This window comes from Streptomyces sp. NPDC004126 (assembly GCF_050275515.1).
Lineage (GTDB): Bacteria > Actinomycetota > Actinomycetes > Streptomycetales > Streptomycetaceae > Streptomyces.
This window is the reverse complement of record NZ_JBNNPF010000025.1, coordinates 31007-50789: the sequence shown is the minus strand read 5'-3', so window position 1 is coordinate 50789 and position 19783 is coordinate 31007. Positions and strand designations below refer to the sequence as shown.

Here is a 19783-nt window from a genome sequence, read left to right as displayed (position 1 = left end):
GTATAACCGACCGTGAAGTCCCCGAAACCACCATCCGGATTCGCCACCGACGTATAGAACCCGATCTGGCCATCCCCGTGGTAGTACGCCATCACCACATCCGAGCGGCCATCACCATTGAAATCACCCGAACGCAGATCGATCGCGTTCCAATCCCAACCGGCACTCGCCGGAACACCCGCACTCGCGGTGAACGGCTGAATGTGCCCGGCCGCGTCCGACAGGCCCGTGAACATCCTGATCGAACCGTCACCGAACCGGTACATCATCCCCAGATCGGCACGACGGTCACCATTGAAGTCACCCGAAACCAACTTCATCGACCCGCGGTCCCAACTCCTCGCCGGAACCGTATAACCGACCGTGAAGTCCCCGAAACCACCATCCGGATTCGCCACCGACGTATAGAACCCGATCTGGCCATCCCCGTGGTAGTACGCCATCACCGCATCCGAGCGGCCGTCACCGTTCAGGTCGTGCGGGACGTTCGGGCGGGTCTTCTCCCGGATCCAGTCGTTCAGGTCGTCGGTGCGCGTGGAGACGGCGCCGGTCCGGGTCTCGGCGGCCGGGGACCCGAGGCATCCGCCCTGCCAGGAGCGGCTGTTGACCCCGATGAGTTCGCCCGAGGAGTTGAGCAGCGGCCCGCCCGTGTCGCCCTTGCAGATCGACGCGCCGGCCTTGCCCGCGATCGCGACGGTGGTGGCGGTGGTTCCTTCCAGGCCGAACGCACCGGTGTGGGGCTTGTCGGTCACCCACTCGGTCCGGGTACGGCCGAAGCCGACGGCGGTGACCTCGGATCCCGCGGCGGGCAGTGCGGTGGCGCGCCGGGCGGCGGCGATACCGGTGACCGGGGTCGCGAGGCGGGCGAGCACCAGGTCACGGTCGGTGCGGGGCACCAGTTCGGCGATCTCGACCGATTGGCCGGTGCCGGAGGTGGCGGTGGCCTTGAGCGCCGGCCTGCCCGCCGGGACCGGGGAGCCGGGCTTGTCGGCGAAACAGCTCGCGGCGGTCACGACCCAGGACGGGTCGGCCAGGACGCCGCTGCAGGCGCGGGAACCGTCCGCGTCACCGACGGTGAGCCGTACGACCGCGGGCTGCGCGGCGGTCGTCTCGGGACCGGTGACCGCGAGGGCCTGTGCGGGTGCGCCGACCGGGCCGGCCGCCGCGGCGGCGACGGTGAGCAGCAGTCCGGGAATCCATCTGGTGCGCCAATGGGGAGCGGGCATGGGAAGGGTCCTTCTGTCGCGGGTCTGGGGAGCGGGTCCGGGGGCGTTACCTGGCGGACTTGATCTCCATGAGCATGAAGTCGCGGCCCTGGTCGTCGGCGCTCTCGCCCACGGGTGTCCAGGCGTTCTTGTTCACGTCGTACGTCTTTTCCTCGGTGCCGGCGGTCATGTCGACACGCGTCGCGTAACTGTTCCCCTTGACCGCGAAGACGGCGGGGATCTCCAGCGTCAGGTATCCGCCGTTTCCGGTGATGCGGAAACAGATCTTCTCGTTGGCCCGGGACCAGACCTCCAGCAGGTCGGTCGCGCTCGCGCAGTCGGCCAGGAGGATGTGCCCGTCTCCCCGCTTCAGTTTGATTCCCCGCTCGGCGAGGATCTTGTCGGCGTCCGGATAACCGAAGTCCTCGATCGCGTATCCGGGGCCTTCGTCGGCGACCGCCGTCATGGCGGTGCCGTATCCGTCGCGGTGCCCGGCTCCGCCGCCGACACCTCCCGTGACCGCGAGTCCGGCCAGCGTTCCGGCAATCACCGCCGCTCCGAAGGACCGGAGCAACACCTTGCGAGCGCGAGAATTCATCTCCACACCAATCGTTGTTTTCGACAGGATCGCGAAGCCCGGAAAAGGACTGCGGGACAAAGTCCGTTCCGTGGGTCGGATTCCCTGCGGAAGCCCCTGCTGCCGGATGGACCATAGCCCCGGCGGTGCGGCGCGGGAACAGTCTGAATGAGCCAAGGAGGCCGCGGAAGGCCGATACGCCACGCCTTCGAGCGACCTTGGGCAGGGGCTTGAGAGAGCAGGCCCGGCCCGTTATTGGAGGGATCAATTCCGTATCGGCGGCCGGATGTCCGGCTTCCGATTGTTTTTGATCCCGAACCCCCCGGCACTCTTGCGTGCGGCGGGATACCGGTGCAACCTTTCCCGGCGTACGGTCACGGCTCACGCCACGGGACCGAATTCCACTCCATTTTCGCTAGAGAATCGCCTGGCTCATCGCAGACTTCCTGCCCGTCCGCCGCCCGTGGTGTGCCACCCCGAGGGCGTTCACCCGGCGGGCACCGACCCGAAGGACCGTTTTGGACACCGTCTTCTGGAGCAGGCGCCGCTTCCTCGGCGCCGTCGCGGCGACCGCAGTGGTCACGACGTCCAGCTTCGTACTCAACCCGACCGCGGCCTGGGCCGACACACCTGCGGATGCGGGCGAAGAGAGCGGCCTGTTACGGCTGCCGGACACCGAACGCGCCAAGGTGGTGCGGGCCTGGCTGCTGGGCGGCAAGGCCGTCCGCGCCTCGGCGGAGGCGGCACTCGTCGGCACGGACTCCGACGTGCGGACCTTCCTGAACGGCCGACTGGCCGCCGACACCGCCGTCGACAACCGGAGCGCGGTCCTGGCCCAGTTGGCGGCGGCCGGCAAGGGCACGCGGCGCGAGGCCACTGCCGCGCTCGCCGCCGGGGACGGGGCCGTGGCCGCGTTCCTCGGAGGCGGTTTCAAGTCCGCCGTGCTGGAGGACCTCCGGGTGGCCACCACCACCGTGATGGCGGTCGGCGGCAAGGCCGTCAACCGCGCGGGCAACACCGCGCTGAGCAACGGCTCCACGGACGTGCTCGGGTCCTTCCTCACCGACGGACAGTTCACGGCACGGCTCGAGGACGCCCGCGTCGAGGTCTCCAAGCTCGCCTTCCAGGCCGGACCCGAGGTCCAGAAGTACGCCAACCGCGCGCTGTCCGGCACCGCGCAGGACATCGAGTGGTTCCTCGACACGGGCCAGCACATCGCCCGTGCCCGCGACCAGGAGACCACCCGGATCCAGGAACTCGTCGGGGTCGTCCAGCGCGAGGGCAAGCGCGCCGACACCTTGACGAAGCAGGCCGAGGAGGCGTCGGCCCGCGCGGTGACGGCAGCGGCCGAGGCCAAGGAGGCGGCACGGATCGCCGCGGCGGAGGCCCGGGCGGCCGAGGGCGACATCGCCAAGGCCGCCGCCGCGGCCCGCAAGGCCGGTCAGATCGCCCGCAGCGCTGCCGACGCCTCGCGCCTGGCCATCGGCGCCTCTCACGCCGCCGTCCAGGCGTCCCGCCGGGCCGGCACGGCCGCCAACGCCGCGGGCTCGGCCGCGGCGGCCGCGGCCGGCGCCGCGGCGAGGGCCCACAAGTGGGCCATCGACGTCTCCCTCGACAGCACCAAGGTCCAGCAGGCCAAGGACGCCGCCGTGGCGGCCCGGGACCTCGCCGCCCAGGCCCGCACCGCCGCCGATGCGGCGGGCCACGCCGAGAACGCGTCGACGCAGTCCAAGAACGCCAGCTCGTACGCGGCGAAGGCGGCGGGTGACGCGGCGGAAGCCGCGAGGGAGGCCCGTGATGCGGCCGCCCAGCTGCCGGTGGCCAACGAGGAGGCCGCGAAGGCCAGGCAGGAGGCCGACTTCGCCGGCGCGCAGGCCGCGATCGCGACCAATGCCGCGGGAAACGCGACGCGTCTGGCCGATGCCGCGGCCCTCGCGGCCCGTACCGCACGCGCCGCCGCGGCCAGCGCCGCCGATCACGCCGAGAAGGCCGCGGCCGCCGCCGACTGGGCGGTGCAGCGCGCCGGCCAGGCGGTGGACCACGCCAACAAGTCCACCGAGTTCGCCGACGAGGCCACCAAGGCCGCGAACACGGCCACCGAAGCGGTCAACCAGGCCGTCCTGGTCGAGAAGGCCGCCCGTGAGGCCGAATGGCAGCGCCTGGAACACGACACCCGGCAGGCGGTGGAGGAGATGCGCCTGCTCGCCCGCGCCGAGGACGGGCGCAAGGCGGAGCTGGCGGGACGCCGGACCGTGGACCAGCAGACCCAGCAGAAGACGAAGGACCTCGTCGCACGGGCCGAATCCGCCCTCAGGAGCGGGGATCCGACGGCCGCGACGGCCGGCCGGAGCGCGGCCGTCGCCGTGATGGGAACCTCCCGGGGCAGCTGGTCCCGCGAGGCCGCCCGGTTCGCGCTGGCGGGCACGGACGCCGACATCCGGGTCTGGGTCGACGCCGACCGGAGGATCGCCCAGCAGCAGGACGACCGGGAGACGGCCCTCTACGTCGCCCGTACGAGCAGCGCGGACGTCGCGACGGCCGCGAGCCGGGCGCTGGCGAGCGGCGACCCGCAGGCGGCCACCGACTTCCTCGCCACCGGTGCGGCCCAGGCCGCGGCCACCGGGTACCGCGTCGCGATCGCCCGCATCCTCTCCTCCGGCCCCGGCCGCGCGGTGACCAGGGCGGCGAACGAGGCGCTGGACGGCGCCACGCCCGCCGCCCTGTACGGGTTCTTCACGGACCGGTTCGAGGCGGCGCAGCGCGAGGACGACGCGGTGGCCACGGCAGCGCTGCTGAACACCGCGGGCCCGTACACGAAGGCCCTCGCCCAGGCGGCCCTGGAGGGCCCGTCGTGGGCCCGGCGCACCTTCATCGCCCGGGTCCAGTTCGAGACGGCCCGACTCGACTACGACTCGGCGTGCCACATCGCCGGCGTGCAGGGTGCGATCGCGGCGGCCTCGAAGATCGCGCACAAGGCACAGGAGGACGCCGCCCGGGCCCAGGAGGCGGCCGCCAGGGCCCGCAACGCGGCTTCGGAGGCGTTGCAGTGGGCGGATCAGGCCAAGCAGTCGGCCGTGCGGGCCGCCAACGCCGCGCAGCAGGCCGGTACGTACGCCGACTCCGCCGAGAAGGCCGCCGGTGACGCCCGGGCCTCCGCCGTCAGGGCGAACGAGGCGGCCGGCAAGGCCCGTACCGCCGCGCGCACCGCGAACTACGAGGCCAACCGCGCCCTGCAGTCCGCCCAGGAGACGTTCAAGTCCGTCGCCGCCGCCCAGGCGTCGGCCGCCTTCTCGCACGTCTCGGCGATGCAGACGGCGGGTGACGTCGCCGCCGCGGCGGAAGCCGCGCGCGTCGCCCACGACATCGAGAAGGTCAAGCGGCTCCAGGAGGTCGTCGCCGCGGCCTCCAAAGCGGCGGAGGAGGCGAGGGCGGCCGGGAAGAACCCGGCGGACACGGCCGACAACGACAAGGTCTCCCTCCCCGCGTACAAGGAGGCGGCGCGGGAACTGGCCGAACTGACCGAGTGGGGCAGTGTGGCGGCCGGACTGGCGGGTGCCGGCTGCGCGGTATTCGGTTTCGAACCGGGCGCCATCGTGCTCGACGGCGTCGCGGTGGGGCTCTCCGAGGTCACCGCAGTGCTCACCGGCATCGGCTACGGCTGGACGAGCCACGAGTTCCAGCACGCCCTCGGCATGGCCGGCCTGCACGTCATCACCTTCGGGCAGGCCGCGCTGATCAAGAAGCTGGGAGGCGAGAAACTGCTCAGCCGTGCCCTGTCGGGCCTGCACTCGGCCGTCGGGCCGTTGGTCAGTCTCGTCGACAAGTTCGACGACGTGGAGTGGCCCTGGGAGTGACGGGCCGCTCCGGTCTCCGGCGGGTCAGACGGCCTTGGCCAGGAAGGCCCGGGTGCGGGGGTGGGCCGGGTGGTCCAGGACGGCGGCGGGCGGGCCCTGTTCGAGGACGGTCCCGCCGTCCATGAACACGACGGTGTCGGCGACCTCGCGGGCGAAGCCGATCTCGTGCGTCACGACGACCATGGTGGTGCCGGCCCGGGCGAGGTCCTTGATCACGTCGAGGACCTCGCCGACCAGCTCCGGGTCGAGCGCCGAGGTCGGCTCGTCGAAGAGCAGCAGCTTCGGTTCGAGGGCGAGGGCCCGGGCGATGGCCACGCGCTGCTGCTGGCCACCGGACAGCTGCCGGGGGCGGGCGTCGGCCTTGTCGGAGAGGCCGACCCGGTCGAGCAGTCGGCGGGCCGTCGCCTCCGCTTCCCGGCGCGGGCGCCGCAGCGCGGAGACCGGGGCCTCGACCAGGTTCTCCAGCACGGTCAGGTGCGGGAAGAGGTTGAAGTTCTGGAAGACGAACCCGATGCGGGTGCGCTGCCGCAGCACCTCCTTCTCCTTGAGTTCGTACAGCCTGCCGCGTGCCCTGCGGTAGCCGATGAGGTCGCCGTCCACGCTCACCCGGCCGCGGTCGACCTTCTCCAGGTGGTTGATGGTGCGCAGCAGGGTGGACTTCCCCGAGCCGGAGGGGCCGAGGATGACGGTGACCTCACCGGTGCGGACGGTGAGGTCGACCCCGCGCAGCACCTCCAGCGGTCCGAAGCTCTTGTGGACGCCGCGCACGTCGAGCATGACGTCGTTCACGGGTTCGCTCCTCATGTGTGCTCGGCCGGGTTGATCTGCGAGGCTTCGATCGCGGAGGCACCGGTGCCCCACTTCTTCAGGATCCGCGCGTAGGTGCCGTTCCTGATCAGTTCGTTGACGGCCGCCTGGACGGCCGGGGTCAGCGGGGAGTCCTTCCTGAAGGCGAAGCCGACGTCGAGACGGTGGTACTCGCCCAGGAAGGTGGTCTGCGCGGCGGGCTGCGCGGCCTGGTGGCGCAGCCCGTTGATCGTCGACATGACGACGTCGATCCGGCCCTGCTGGAGTGCGGTGGTGACGGCTCCGGGATCGGAGAAGACCTTGACCTCGTACGGTTTCTTCCCGGCGGCGGTGCACACGCCCTTCCGTTCGGTGAGGGTCTTCTCGAAGGTGGTGCCCGCTCCGGTACCGACGGTCAGTCCGCACAGCTGGACGAGGTCGGTGACCCGGGTGGTGAGCCGGGTGGTGCCCGTCTTGACCGCGAAGCCCTGGCCGTCGTTGACGTAGGTGACGAAGTCGACGGTCTTCAGGCGTTCGGCGGTGACGCCGAAGTTGCCGGTGCCGAGGTCGTACTTGCCGCTGCCGAGGGCGGGCAGGATCGTCTCGAACGACGCCCCCTGCCGCTCCAGCTTCACGCCGAGGACCTTGGCCACCGCGTCGGCGATGTCGATGTCCTGCCCTGCCGGCGGCTTGTCCTGCCCGTTCGGGTAGTACGCCGAGGGCGGGGATCCGATGGAGCTGCCGATCCTCAGGGTGCCCGTGCCGCGCACCTCGGCGGGGAGCAGGGAGGCGACCGCTTCCACGGTCCGTACGCCGGCCACCGGGTCGTCGGCCGGTGCCTGGGCGCCCGCCGGGACCGGGGTCCCGCCGCCGGAGCCGCAGGCGGTCAGTGCCAGGAGGGGCAGGAGGGCCAGCGCCGCGGTGGCGCGCAGGGCGGTGCGCGTCCGGTTCCCGGGGAGGTGCGCGCGGCCGCTCCTCCGTCCGCGCGGGGTGCGGCCGGCGGGGGTCATGCGCGCACCGCCGCGACGGTCCGGCGGGCGTCGGCCGCCGGGTGCGCGGCGGCGCGTGCGGCGTCGCGCTTCGCGACTTCCTCGCGGACGAGGGGGATGACGTACCGGCCGAAGTCGACGGCGTCGTCCAGCAGGTCGTAGCCGCGGGCCGAGAGGACGTCGACGCCGAGGTCGTAGTAGTCGAGCAGGGCCTGGGCGACCGTCTCGGGGGTGCCGACCAGGGCGTTGGAGTTGCCCGCGCCGCCGGTGGCGGCGGCGGTCGGGGTCCACAGCGCCCGGTCGTAGCGCTCCCCCGCCTCGGCGATGGCGATCAACCGCTGTGATCCGGTGTTCTGGGGCGCCGCGGCCTGGGTGACTCCGCCCCGCGGGTGTCGTGCGGGGGCCGCCCCGCGCCTGCGGTGGATGGCGCCCAGGGTGCGGTGGGCCTTCTCCCAGGCCAGTTCCTCGGTCGGGGCGATGATCGGACGGAAGGCGACCTGGATGCGCGGCACGTCGGTGCGTCCCGCCGCCTCGGCCGCGGCCTTCACGGCGTCGATCTGCTGGGCGGTCTTCTCCAGCGGCTCCCCCCACAGGCAGTAGATGTCGGCCTCGGCGCCGCCGACGGCGTACGCGGCGGGCGAGGAGCCGCCGAACGAGACGGCCGGGCGCGGCTGCTGGGCGGGGAAGACGTCGCTGACGAAGTCGTGGAAGCGGTAGTGCTCGCCCTCGTGGTCGAAGGGCTCGCGGGTGGTCCAGATCTTCTTGACGATCCGGATGTACTCGCCGGTGCGGGCGTAGCGCTCGTCCTTGGTGAGGGTGTCCCCCTCCCGGCCCTGTTCGTGGTCGTTGCCGCCGGTGATGAAGTGCACGGTCAGCCGGCCGTCGCTGATCTGGTCGAGGGTGGCGAAGGTCTTGGCCGCGTAGGTGGGGTACGAGACGTTGGGCCGGTGGGCGAGCAGGATCCGGAGGCGGTCCACCCTGCTCGCGATGTACGCGGCCGCCGGTGCGGGGTCCGGGGATCCGGAGCCGTAGGCGAACAGCACCCGGTCCCAGCCGTGGTCCTCGTGCGCCCGGGCGAGCCGGAGCGTGTACTCCTTGTCGAACGCGGCGCCGGATCGCGCGGTGGTTTCGGATCCGTCGTTGGTGGCGGCGATGCCGAGGAACTCCACGGGCATGGGGTGGCCTTTCGGAAGGACGGTGGTACGCACGCGACGTGCGGGGGCGGGCGTCGGCTCGTAGGGCGGCCGACGGGACCGCGGACGCGGGGCGGTGCGGTGTGGGGCGGTGCGGGCGTGACGACGCTGGGCGCCGGGACTTCGGTGCATCAGGGCGGCGGGCAGCGCGCGTCCGGGCGCACGGCACACCGCCGTGCCACGGCGGGTGGTGCGCAGGAGATCTCGGCCCGCGACGGGGTCACCGAGGGAGGGAAGGGCCGATCAGGCAGCCCGCTGCCGCATCAGGCGCGACACGCGGCGGACCACACCCGACCGAAGTCGATGTGGCCGCGCGAGACGAGGCGCTGATGGGCGTTCATGCGACTACTTGAACAGTACGCGGTGCTCTTCGTCAAGCAACGTCCCGCATCCCGGGCGGCCTTGGCCGGCCGGACCGTGCGCCCGGTTGACAGGGCCGTGCCGCGGGCGCATACGATCGTCGGCGGATCGGTCCCGCCCCGCGCGGGGGCCTTCCGGCCGCGTTGAGGGACGCGGCGAGCGTGACGACACACGTCCCGGACCCCACCCGTCCACGCCGCCGTCCCTCGACTGGAGGGCCTCCCATGGCCACCGTCCCTTCCGAACTCTCCTCCGCCGGCGCCGAGTCCGCGCCGACGACCGGCCCCGGCACTGCCCCCGGCAGCGACCCCGGCCCTGGCCCCGGCCCTGGCGGCGAACCGCTGCGGGTCGTTCCACGGCGGCGCACGGCCCGCCGGCTGTCCGCCGCCGCCGCGCTGCTGGTCTTCGCGCTGGTACTGCGCTCCGTGGTCCTCAACGACGCGTTCCAATGGCCCGTGGTGGGGCGGTACTTCACCACCTCCGCGGTGCTGCACGGGCTGCTGCTCACCCTGTGGCTGACCGGCGTGGTGATGGTGCTCGGCTTCCTGGCCGGCACCGTGCTGGCGGTGATGCGGCTCTCCGAGAGCCCGGTCCTGCGGACGCTGAGCTGGGGCTACGTGTGGATCTTCCGCTCCACGCCGCTGCTGGTGCAGCTGCTGTTCTGGTTCAACATCGGCGCCCTGTACCCCACCCTGGGGCTCGGGATCCCGTACGGGCCCGAGCTGTTCAGCGTCAAGACGGTGAACCTGCTCGGCCCGACGCTCACCGCGGTCGTCGGTCTGACCCTGCACGAGAGCGCGTACGCCGCCGAGGTGGTGCGCGGCGGCATCCTGTCCGTGGACCCCGGCCAGACCGAGGCCGCGCAGGCACTCGGCCTGAGCAGGCTGCGCACCCTGCGCCGGATCGTGGTCCCCCAGGCCATGCGCTCGATCGTGCCGACCGCCGGCAACATGCTGATCGGCACCCTCAAGGGCACGAGCATCGTCAGCGTGCTGGCGGTGCACGACCTGCTGTACTCGGTGCAGTTGGTCTACAACCAGAACTACCAGGTGATCCCGCTGCTGCTGGTGGCCACGCTCTGGTACGTGGCGGTCACCACCGTGCTGAGCGCCGGCCAGTACTACGTGGAGCGGTACTACGCGCGGGGCACCTCGCGCGACGACACCACGGGCCCCGGCCGAAAGGCATTTCATTTCACCAAGAGGCGTTATGTGTACGGCGGATGAAATAGAGCGGCGCATAAGAGCATTCCGATATCGGGGCCGTTGACACCGCTTCTCCGGGCTGCCTAGCTTACGCCGCAGATACCAGATCCGCGGCCTTCCTTCACGGCGTGACGGCTGCTTTTCGATGATGCGGTCCGCCGAAGTCGCTGGAGTGTCCTTGACCGAGCCACTGCTCCTTTCCGCACCCCCCGGCCGTGCGGACCCCCCGGGGCCGGCCGAGCGGGTCCTCCCGCTCCGCCGCCCCGGCCGCTGGGCGGCCGCAGTCGTCGTACTGGTGCTGGCCTCCCAGGCCGCACACGGGCTGATCACCAATCCCTTCTACCAATGGGACCGCTTCGCGTACTGGTTCCTCCGTCCGGTCGTGCTCGACGGGCTGCTCATCACCCTCCAGGTGACCGCGTACAGCGCGGTCCTCGGTCTGGCCGGCGGGGTCCTGCTCGCCCTCGGCCGCCTGTCGGGCAACGCGGTGCTGAGGTCGGTCAGCTGGACGTACGTCTGGCTGTTCCGCTCCGTGCCGCTGATCGTCGTCCTGATCTTCCTCTACAACCTCAGTGCCCTCTATCCCACGCTGAGCATCGGGGTGCCGTTCGGGCCCGCCTTCGTCACCTTCGACGAGTCCCGGCTCGCCACCGACATCGTGGTCGCCGTGGTCGGCCTGGGCATGTGCGAGGCGGCGTACGCGGCCGAGGTCGTCCGGGCCGGCGTGCTCTCCGTCGACCAGGGCCAGCACGAGGCCGCGGCCGCGCTCGGGATCCCCCGGTGGCGGCAGTTCACCCGGATCGTCTTCCCCCAGGCGCTCCGCTCGATCGTCCCCTCCTACGTCAACCAGCTGATCGGCCTGCTCAAGGCCACCTCGCTCGTCTTCTACGTCTCGCTGCTCGACCTGTTCGGCGCCGTGCAGAGCCTGGCCGCCACCTATCCCGGCGACGTGGTGCCGCTGCTGCTGGTGGCGACCGTCTGGTACGTGATCCTCACCAGCCTGGTCTCCGCCGTGCAGTACCACGTCGAGCGCCACTACGCCCGCGGCGCCCTGCGCGCCGTGCCGCCGACCCCCCTCCAGCGGGCCCGGGCGGGCCTGCGCGAACTGCGGCTCCGCTTCCGTCGGGAGACGGCCCCGTGACCCCGTCCACACGTATCAGAAGGAACTCCATGCGACGCCAGTCCACCCTGCGCACCAGACTCGTCCGCGGCCTCGGCGCGGCGACCGCCACCGCCGCCCTCGCCACCGGGCTCACGGCGTGCGGCGGCGACGCGAAGGCCGACGGCGGCGCGCCGGGCGAGGTGACCATCGGCGCCGTCTCCAACGGGGCCGCCCAGCAGGCCGAACTGTCCGTCCCCGTCGTCGAGTCCCTGCGCGCACAGCTGCCGAAGGCCGTCCGCGAACGCGGCGAGCTGGTCATCGGCGTCGGCGCCCTGCCCGCCGGCTTCCCGCCGCTCGCCTACGTCGGCACCGACCAGAAGACCGTCACGGGCGCGGAACCGGACCTCGGCCGCCTGGTCGCCGCGACCCTGGGGCTGAAGCCGGTGTTCAAGAACTCCACCTGGGAGAACCTCTTCGTCGGCATCGACAGCGGCAAGGTCGACGCGGCCTTCTCCAACGTGACGGTCACCGAGGACCGGAAGAAGAAGTACGAGTTCGCCTCCTACCGGCAGGACAACCTGGCCTTCGAGGTGCTGAAGGACAGCACCTGGAACTTCGGCGGCGACCACCGCGCCCTCGCGGGGAAGACGGTGTCGGTCAGCAAGGGCACCAACCAGGAGAAGATCCTGCTGGAGTGGCAGGCGAAACTCCGGTCCGAGGGCAAGGACGTCGAGATCAAGTACTTCCCCGACCCCAACAGCGTCTACCTGGCGCTGAGCGGCCGGAAGATCGACCTCAATTTCGGCCCCAACCCCTCCATCGCGTACCACATCACCCAGACGGCGGGCGGCAACGCGCCCACGCGCAACGCCGGTTCCTTCTCCGGCGCGGGCGAGGGCCTCCAGGGCCTGATCGCCGCGACGGCGAAGAAGGACGGCGGGCTGGCGAAGCCCCTGGCCGGGGCGGTCAACCACCTGATCGCCAATGGCCAGTACGCCCGTCTCCTGGCGGCCTGGAACCTCTCGAACGAGGCCGTCACCACCTCCGAGGTGAACCCGCCCGGCCTGCCCCCGGCCGGCTCATGAGCACGAACACGAACACGGGCGTCGGCACCGGTACGCGGGCCGCGCTCTCCCCCCACGTCCTGGACAACGTGGCGTGGGCCTCGCTGTCCGGCGCGCACTCCGCCTTCGCCGAGCACCCGCGCGGAGCGCCGGCCGGTACCTCCCGCGCCGCCCGGTACGACCCGGTCGTCGCCCCCTTCGCCGCCCTCGCCGACCCGGCCGACCCGCGCTCCTGGGCCGACCTGGCCGTGCTGGTCGGCGCGGGCGGCACCGCCGCGCTCTCCGGCGTCCTGACCCCGCCCGAGGGCTGGGAGACCGTCGGCTCCGTCGAAGGGGTCCAGCTGGTCGACACCTCGCTGCGCGCCGGACACGCCCGGGAGGCGCGCCGGCTGGGGCCCGCCGACGTACCGGAGATGCTCGCCCTGATCGGGCTCACCAAGCCGGGGCCGTTCCTGCCGCGCACCGTGGAACTGGGCACGTACCTCGGCATCCGCCACCGGGGCCGGCTGATCGCCATGGCCGGGGAGCGGCTGCGCCCTCCCGGCTGGACCGAGATCAGCGCGGTGTGCACCCATCCCGCGCACCGGGGCCGGGGCCTGGCGACCCGGCTGGTGCGCGCCGTGGCGGCGGGCATCCGGGAGCGGGGCGAGGTCCCCTTCCTGCACACCTCCGCGGCCAACACGGGTGCCGTGCGGCTCTACGAATCGATCGGTTTCACCGTGCGCCGCCGTCCCTTCTTCATGGCGGTCCGGGCCCCGTCAGGTACACCCGGCCAACGCCCCTGAAATTCCCCCTTCCCCTTTCCCGTTTCTCCTTTCCCCTTTCCCCTTTCGCAGGGCCGATCAGGAAGATGCCGCTCGCCGTGACCGAAATCCCTCTCCCGGCAGCCCGACGGGTGGTGGCCGCGTGAAGTTCCTGGCCATCACCCTGATCACGGATTCCACGGACCCGGTGACGGGTGCCCCCACCCCCACGCACCAGCGGTTCCGCGAGGTCGTGGCCGCCGCGCAGCTCGCGGAGGAACTCGGCTTCGACGGCTTCGGGGTGGGCGAGCGCCACGAACGGCCCTTCCTGTCCTCCTCACCGCCCGTGGTCCTCTCCCACATCGCCGCGCTCACCCGCCGGATCCGGCTGTTCACCGCCGTCACCACCCTGAGCCTGCTCGACCCGGTGCGGGCGTACGAGGACTACGCGACCCTCGACCACCTCTCCGACGGCCGTCTGGAGCTGATGATCGGCAAGGGCAACGGCACGGCGCAGCGGGAGCTCTTCGACGTCACCCCGGAGGACCAGTGGGAGCGCAACACGGAGGGCTACGAGCTGTTCCGGCGGATCTGGCGCGAGGACAAGGTGACCGCCGCGCCCCGCTTCCGCCCCGCCCTGGCCGGAGCGGAGGTGCTGCCGAGGCCGTACCAGCGGGCCGTCCGGATCTGGCACGGGAGCGCCACCAGCCGGGAGTCCGTCGACCTCGCCGCACGCCACGGGGACCCGCTCTTCTCCGCGAACGTCACCCATCCCATCGGCCCGTACGCCGAGCTGGTCCGGCACTACCGGGAGCGGTGGGAGCACTACGGGCACGATCCCGCGCACGCGGTCGTCGGCGCGGGCACGGCCGGCTTCCACACGGCCCCCACCTCGCAGCAGGCGGCGCTGGCGTACCGGCCGGCCTTCGCCCGGTACCTCGACGCGCACGCGCGGCAGGGCCTGGCTCCGGTGTTCGCGACGCTGGAGGAGTTCATCGAGCGCAGCTCGGCACTGATCGGCAGCCCCCAGCAGGTGATCGAGAAGGTCCACCGCTACCACGCGGAGTTCGGCCACAGCGTCCTGCACCTCCAGGCCGAACCGGGCGGGCTCACCGGCGCCGAGCACCGCGCCTCGTTGGAGCTCTTCCAGTCGGACATCGCCCCCGTACTGCGGCGCGAGATCCCCGGCCCCGCCTTCCCGCCGGCGTGAGATCGGCTCACCGCCCGTCCTCGGCCAGTAGCCGCAGCGCCTCCAGGGCCACGGTGGCGGCCCGCCCGACGCCGTCCGCGACCACCTGGCGGTGCGGGTCGTAGCCGCCGGTGGCCTCCACGTCCACGAGGTCGTCGGCGTTCGTCCCGTCCACCACCAGTACGCCGCCCGCGGTCAGTCCGCGCAGGGAGGCCGTCACCAGCAGCGCGGAGAGTTCCATCTCGATCGCGGCGACGCCGGCCTTCCCGTACTCCGGGACGGGGAGCAGGCCCGGCTGGAACGCGGCGCGGGTCCAGACGATGCCCCGGTGGTGGGGGGCGGATGATGCCTCGCGGGCCGCCCTCGCGAGTGCGAGGACCGCTTCCGGCGCGGCCACCGCGGGATACTCCGGTGGCAGCAGCTGTGCGGTCACCCCGTCGTCGCGGACCGCCCCCTCGGCGATCACCAGGTCGCCGTCGGCGATGCCGGAGCGGATCGCCCCCGCCGTGCCCAGTCTGATGAGGGTGCGTACGCCCGCGTCGGCCAGCTCCCGGAAGAGCAGGATCGCTCCGGGGCCGCCGACCCCGTGTGAGGCGACCGCCACGGGCAGCCCCGACCAGCTCCCGGTGAAGAGGCGGTACTCGCGGTGGTGGGACACCTCCTCGGCACCGTCGAGGAGTTCCGCGACGGTCGCGGCCCGCGCCGGGTCGCCCACCACCAGTGCGGAGGAGGGCAGGCCGGTGGCCGGGATGCGGGTGAGGGGCAGCAGGTCCAGCGTCATGTGGCGGCTCCGGTCTTCGTGCGGGCGGTACGGCGGCGGCGCGCCGTGGTCAGGAAGAGCGCCGCGAGGGTGACGGCGTACGGGGCGGCGTCCGTGGCCTGCTGCGGGAGGCCGAGGCCCTGCAGGCGGAAGCCGACCGCTTCGGCGAGGGCGAACAGCAGGGCCGAGAGCAGTACGCCCACGGGCGCGGCGCGCCCGAGCATGACGGCGACCACGGCGATCCAGCCGCGGCCCGCGGTCATGTTCTCGGAGAAGAGGGTGACGTTGCCGAGGGCCAGCTGGGCTCCGCCGAGGCCGCACAGGACCCCGGACGCCAGGACCGCGGCGTAGCGGTACGCGACGGGGCTCACGCCCAGGGCCGCCGCGGCGTCGGGTGCTTCGCCGGCCCCGCGCAGCCGCAGTCCCCACACGTGCCGGGTGAGGATGAAGGCGGTGAGGGCGACGGCGGCCCAGGAGAGGTAGGCGAGCGGTGACTGGCCGCCGATCAGGGGGAGCCCGATGAGGCCGGGGTCGTCGAAGGTGCCCCGTACGCCGAAGACGGTACGCAGCAGGAATCCGGTGAGTCCGAGGGCGAGGAGGTTCATGGCCACGCCCAGTACGACGGCGTCGCCGCGCAGGGTGACCGCGCCCACGGCCAGGACCAGGGAGTACGCGGCGCCGGCGAGCGCTGCCGCGACCACGCCGAGCCACGGGCTGCCGGTGAACCAGCTGGTGGCGACGGCGCTGAAGCAGCCGGTCAGCATCATGCCTTCGAGGCCGATGTTGAATACGCCGGCCCGCTCGCAGATCGCCCCGCCGAGGGCGGCGAGCAGGATCGGGGTCAGCGCGCGCAGCACCGACTGGAGGAGGTCGAGGTCGAGGGTCATCGGGCGGCTTCTTCCTGTTCGCCGCGCGTACGGCGGCCGGCCGGGCGCCGGGGCATCCGCAGCCGGGCGGCGAGGAAGACGACGACCAGGGCCTGCAGCACCTGGGTCAGCTCGCGCGGTACCTCGGTGGCGCGCTCCATGCTCAGGCCGCCGACCTGCAGGGCGGTGAAGAAGAACGCGGCGAGGACGGTGCCGAGCGGTGCGGCGGCGGCGAGCAGCGCCGCCGTCAGCCCGGTCCAGGTGTAGCCGGGCGCCGTGAGCGCCCCGTCGAGGAAGCGGTACGGGAAGCTCAGCACCCCGATGGCCCCGACCAGGCCGGCGAGGGCGCCGGAGGTGGCCATCAGGCGCAGCGTCAGCCGGGGCCGGTCCACGCCGGCGTAGGCGGCGAACCGGGGGCCCAGGCCGGTCATGCGGGCCTCGTACCCGGAGCCGGTGCGCGCATCGGCGAAGGCGTGGACGGCGGCCGCGGCGGCGACGAGGAGCAGGCCGACGGTGATCGTGGTCGATCCGAGGGCGGGCAGGGCGACGCCTTCGGGCAGCCGCCGGGTCTGCGGGAGGCTGGAGCCGGGCTCCTTGAGCGGGTAGCGCGCCAGGTACGAGGCGAAGGAGACGGCCGGGTAGGACAGGAGCAGGCTGCTGACCAGCAGTGGGACCCCGAGCCGGGTTTCGCAAACCGCGGCGAGTACGGCGTACGCGGAGCCGGCTGCCATGCCGGCCAGGAGGGCCGCGGCGACGGCGAGGGGGGCTGGCAAGGGGGCGTAGAGGCCGGTGACCGTGGCGGCGAGGCCGCCGAGCACCAGCTGGCCGTCGCCGCCGAGGTTGATGAGTCCGGCGCGCAGCGGCACGGCCAGGGCGAGGGCCATGCCGAGGACGCTGGTGCCGGTGGTCAGGGTGGCGGCGAGCCCGTCGGGGCCGAGGGATCCGCTGATCAGGGCGGTGTACCCGGTGAGCGGGTCCGCCCCGGTGCCGGCCAGCAGGAGCGCGCCGATGGCGAGGGCGGCGACGACGGAGAAGAGGACGGGAGAGCGCAGGAGGTCCGTGCGCGAGGAGGGGGTGGCCGTTGCGGTCATGCCGGTCGGGCCTCCGCTCCGGCGAGGGCGAGACCCAGGCTGCGTTCGTCGGCCTGGTCGCGGGTGTAGGAGGCCGTGATCCGGCCCTCGTACATGACGAGGACCCGGTCGGACAGGGCGCGGATCTCGCTGAGTTCCGCCGAGACGAGGAGCACCGCGTGGCCCGCGTCCCGGTAGGTGATCAGCTGGTCGTGGATGTGCCGGACCGCGCCGATGTCCACGCCGCGCGTGGGCTGTTCCACGAGCAGCAGGGGTGCCTCGTGGGCGAGTTCGCGTCCGACGAGGAGTTTTTGGAGGTTGCCCCCGGACAGTGCGCCGGCCGGGGCGGCGGGTGAGGGCGTCTTGATGCCGAAGCGGTCGATCAGGGTACGGGCGTGCGCGCGCAGGACCGCGGGGCGCAGGAGTCCGCGGCGGGTGGCGAGCCGCCGGTGGTGGCCCATCGCCAGGTTGTCGGCGACCGAGGCGGTGGGCGCGGTGCCCACGGCCGCGCGGTCCTCGGGTACGTAGGCGAGGCCCGCCGCGCGGCGCCGGACGGGCGAGGCGTGCGTGACGTCCTGTCCGGCGAGTTCGATGCGGCCCGCCCCGACGGGGCGCAGGCCGGCGATCGCCTCGACGAGTTCGCTCTGGCCGTTGCCGGCGACACCGGCGATGCCGACGATCTCGCCGGCCCGTACGGTCAGGTCCACTCCGCGTACGCCGGTCACGGTCAGCACGTCCGGGCCGGGAGTGCCGGGCGGGTGCGGGCGGTCGAGGTCCACGCGGCGGCCGGTCATCGCCTCGGCGAGTTCGCCCGCGGTGGTGTCGCGGGTCCGCAGCCGGGCGGTGACGCTCCCGTCGCGCAGCACGGTGACGCGGTCGGTGCCCTCCAGCACCTCGTGGAGCTTGTGGGTGACGAGGATGACGGAACGGCCTTCGGCGGCGAGGGACTTGAGGACGGTGAAGAGCCGGCCCGCCTCGTCGGGGGTGAGTACGGCCGTCGGTTCGTCGAGGATCAGGACGCGGGCGCCGCGGTGCAGCAGCTTGAGGATCTCCACGCGCTGCCGCACTCCGACGGGCAGGGTGGCGACGCGGGCGTCGGGGTCGACGGGCAGCCCGTGCTCTTCGGCGAGTTCGGCGACCCGCCGGCGCGCGGCCGCCCGGTCGAGGAGTCCGCGGCGGCGGGGTTCGGCGCGGAAGACGACGTTCTCGGCGACGGTCAGCGAGTCGAAGAGCCGGAAGCCCTGGTGGACCATGCCGAGTCCGGCGTCGATCGCGTCCGACGGGCCGGAGAAGCGGACTTCGCGCCCGTCGATCCGGATCGTCCCGGCGTCCGGCTGTACCTCCCCGTACAGGACGGACACGAGGGTGGACTTCCCGGCGCCGTTCTCCCCCATCAGGGCGTGGATCTCGCCGCTGCGCACGCTCAGGTCGACGGCGTCGTTCGCGAGGGTGCCGGGGTAGCGCTTGGTGATGCCGGCGAGCTCGACGACCGCCTCTTCGGGGTTACTTGGCAGCCGGGTCATCGACCTTCAGCTCCCCGGAGACGATCTGGTCGCGCAGCTGCTTCACCCGGTCGAGGACCTGGGGGTGCTGTGCGATGACGCACTGGGATCCGGCGACGCCCTCCTCCAGCCCGGTCAGGCTGATGCCGCCCTCCTTGAGCCCGTAGGAGGCGGTCCCGCCGGCCTGGCCGCCGATGACCTGCTCGATGCCCTTGCGCACGGCGACGTCGGTCTTCTTGACGACGTTGTCGACGACGGTGCCGGGTGCGGAGGGGCACTGGTTGACGTCCACGCCGTACGCGAGGGCGCCCTTGGCCTTCGCCGCCTCGAATACCCCGTAGTTGCCCGCGGCCGCGGCCGCCAGCACCTGGTCGGTGCCGCCCGAGATCAGGGAGTTCGCCTGCTCCTTGGCGCGGGCCGAGTCGTTGAAGGGGGACTGGCCGCCGACGAAGCGGGTGGACGCCTCGCTCGACGGCGTGACCGCCTTGGCCCCGGCCGCGAACGGCTCGCTGTACCGGCGGAACTGCGGGGTGTCGATCACGTCGACCGCCCCGACCTTGCCGCTCTTGGTGAGCAGCCCGGCTTCGGCACCGGCCAGGAAGACGGCTTCGTGCTCCCGGAAGACGGCGCAGCTCACGTTGGCGTACGTCTTCCCGGTGCAGGCGTCGACCACCAGGAACCTCTGGTCCGGGTGGGCCTCGGCCTGCTGGGCCACCAGGTCGGCGAACTCGAAGCCGACCAGGACGATGACCTCGGGCTTGGCGTCGACGGCGGCCTGGACGTTCTGCTGCCGGGAGGCCGCGTCGGTGGACTCGTACACCCTGGAGCTTCCCGAGCGTGCCGCGGCCGCGGCCTTCACGCCGTCCACGGAGAGCTTCAGGAACTCGTTCTGCCCCACCGCGTCGGGGGTGACGAGCGTGAACGCGGGGCCGGCGCCCTTGCCGCCCTCCTCCTTCTTCGCCGCCGCGGCGTTGCAGCCGGTGGCGAGCAGGGCGCCTGACGCCACGGCGGCGGCGACTCGAAGGGCGCGGGTACGGGGTCTGCGGGACATGGGGGTGGCCTTCCGGGACTGCACGGGAGCACGGCGAACGGGAGTACGGCGGCTCTGGGGTGCGCGGGGGTGGGCGGGGGGGCGCGGGGGCGCGGGGGTGCGCGGCCGCTCTGGTGTGAACGGCGCGGTGCATCGATGAAATCGATGTGAAATCGGACGAGTTCCGAAAGGGCTCGTCAGTGGTTCGGCGAGGGGGCGCTCAGCCGCGACAGGCGTCGCTGGCGCACCGGCCGTAGTCGAGGTAGCGGCGCAGCGTCAGCAGCATGT

General features: G+C 72.7%; 16 protein-coding genes. 6 read left to right on the top strand and 10 right to left on the bottom strand.

Annotated features, from left to right (window positions below; translation table 11 throughout):
- Both ACQKM2_RS23325 and ACQKM2_RS23320 read right to left on the bottom strand, forming a co-directional pair.
- On the bottom strand, positions 1-1226 hold a 1226-nt coding region (locus ACQKM2_RS23325), incomplete at its 3' end, for a trypsin-like serine protease (RefSeq protein ID WP_427712677.1).
- Positions 1227-1272: 46 nt separating this feature from the next.
- Positions 1273-1803, bottom strand: a complete 531-nt coding sequence (locus tag ACQKM2_RS23320; protein ID WP_427712675.1) for a hypothetical protein — start codon at positions 1801-1803, stop codon at positions 1273-1275.
- A 497-nt stretch (positions 1804-2300) separates the two neighbouring features.
- On the opposite strand from ACQKM2_RS23320, the gene ACQKM2_RS23315 reads away from it, so the two are divergent.
- On the top strand, positions 2301-5636 hold the full coding sequence (locus ACQKM2_RS23315; protein WP_427712673.1) for a hypothetical protein: 3336 nt from the start codon (positions 2301-2303) through the stop codon (positions 5634-5636).
- Between the two features lie 24 nt (positions 5637-5660).
- Here ACQKM2_RS23315 and ACQKM2_RS23310 read toward each other — a convergent pair whose 3' ends face one another.
- From ACQKM2_RS23310 to ACQKM2_RS23300, 3 genes are read right to left on the bottom strand one after another with little or no spacing between them, the layout of a single operon-like run.
- On the bottom strand, positions 5661-6440 hold the full coding sequence (locus ACQKM2_RS23310; protein WP_427712670.1) for an amino acid ABC transporter ATP-binding protein: 780 nt from the start codon (positions 6438-6440) through the stop codon (positions 5661-5663).
- Entirely contained in the window at positions 6437-7432 is a 996-nt protein-coding gene (locus ACQKM2_RS23305) for an ABC transporter substrate-binding protein (protein ID WP_427712667.1), read from the bottom strand. Before ACQKM2_RS23305 ends, ACQKM2_RS23310 begins: the two co-directional genes overlap by 4 nt.
- Complete coding sequence (locus tag ACQKM2_RS23300; RefSeq protein WP_427712664.1) at positions 7429-8586, bottom strand: LLM class flavin-dependent oxidoreductase; 1158 nt, start codon at positions 8584-8586, stop codon at positions 7429-7431. Before ACQKM2_RS23300 ends, ACQKM2_RS23305 begins: the two co-directional genes overlap by 4 nt.
- A 602-nt stretch (positions 8587-9188) precedes the next feature.
- On the opposite strand from ACQKM2_RS23300, the gene ACQKM2_RS23295 reads away from it, so the two are divergent.
- From ACQKM2_RS23295 to ACQKM2_RS23275, 5 genes are all read left to right on the top strand, one after another.
- Positions 9189-10190: an amino acid ABC transporter permease gene (locus ACQKM2_RS23295; RefSeq protein WP_427712662.1), complete on the top strand. Its 1002-nt coding sequence runs from the start codon at positions 9189-9191 to the stop codon at positions 10188-10190.
- Between the two features lie 127 nt (positions 10191-10317).
- Positions 10318-11310, top strand: coding sequence for an amino acid ABC transporter permease (locus ACQKM2_RS23290; protein WP_427712659.1), 993 nt, complete (start codon positions 10318-10320; stop codon positions 11308-11310).
- Between the two features lie 29 nt (positions 11311-11339).
- Positions 11340-12356 (top strand): transporter substrate-binding domain-containing protein, encoded by a 1017-nt coding sequence (locus tag ACQKM2_RS23285; protein ID WP_427712656.1) that lies wholly within the window; start codon positions 11340-11342, stop codon positions 12354-12356.
- Positions 12353-13120 (top strand): GNAT family N-acetyltransferase, encoded by a 768-nt coding sequence (locus ACQKM2_RS23280; RefSeq protein ID WP_427712653.1) that lies wholly within the window; start codon positions 12353-12355, stop codon positions 13118-13120. Before ACQKM2_RS23285 ends, ACQKM2_RS23280 begins: the two co-directional genes overlap by 4 nt.
- A 121-nt stretch (positions 13121-13241) precedes the next feature.
- Positions 13242-14288 carry an LLM class flavin-dependent oxidoreductase gene (locus ACQKM2_RS23275; protein WP_427712650.1) on the top strand — a complete coding sequence of 349 codons (1047 nt, stop codon included), beginning with the start codon at positions 13242-13244 and terminating at the stop codon, positions 14286-14288.
- Positions 14289-14295: 7 nt separating this feature from the next.
- On the opposite strand, the gene ACQKM2_RS23270 is transcribed toward ACQKM2_RS23275, so the two are convergent.
- Genes ACQKM2_RS23270 through ACQKM2_RS23250 form a run of 5 tightly spaced genes read right to left on the bottom strand, consistent with a single transcriptional unit; the run spans position 14296 to position 19516 of the window.
- Positions 14296-15048 carry a nucleoside phosphorylase gene (locus tag ACQKM2_RS23270; RefSeq protein ID WP_427712647.1) on the bottom strand — a complete coding sequence of 251 codons (753 nt, stop codon included), beginning with the start codon at positions 15046-15048 and terminating at the stop codon, positions 14296-14298.
- Complete coding sequence (locus ACQKM2_RS23265) at positions 15045-15914, bottom strand: ABC transporter permease (RefSeq protein WP_427712644.1); 870 nt, start codon at positions 15912-15914, stop codon at positions 15045-15047. The genes ACQKM2_RS23270 and ACQKM2_RS23265 overlap by 4 nt, the downstream gene beginning before the upstream one ends.
- A complete protein-coding gene (locus ACQKM2_RS23260; protein ID WP_427712642.1) occupies positions 15911-16984 on the bottom strand; it encodes an ABC transporter permease in 1074 nt (357 codons plus the stop codon). The genes ACQKM2_RS23265 and ACQKM2_RS23260 overlap by 4 nt, the downstream gene beginning before the upstream one ends.
- Positions 16981-18486, bottom strand: coding sequence for an ABC transporter ATP-binding protein (locus ACQKM2_RS23255; protein ID WP_427712639.1), 1506 nt, complete (start codon positions 18484-18486; stop codon positions 16981-16983). The genes ACQKM2_RS23260 and ACQKM2_RS23255 overlap by 4 nt, the downstream gene beginning before the upstream one ends.
- Positions 18467-19516, bottom strand: coding sequence for a BMP family ABC transporter substrate-binding protein (locus ACQKM2_RS23250; RefSeq protein WP_427712636.1), 1050 nt, complete (start codon positions 19514-19516; stop codon positions 18467-18469). The genes ACQKM2_RS23255 and ACQKM2_RS23250 overlap by 20 nt, the downstream gene beginning before the upstream one ends.
- Positions 19517-19783 lie beyond the last annotated feature (267 nt).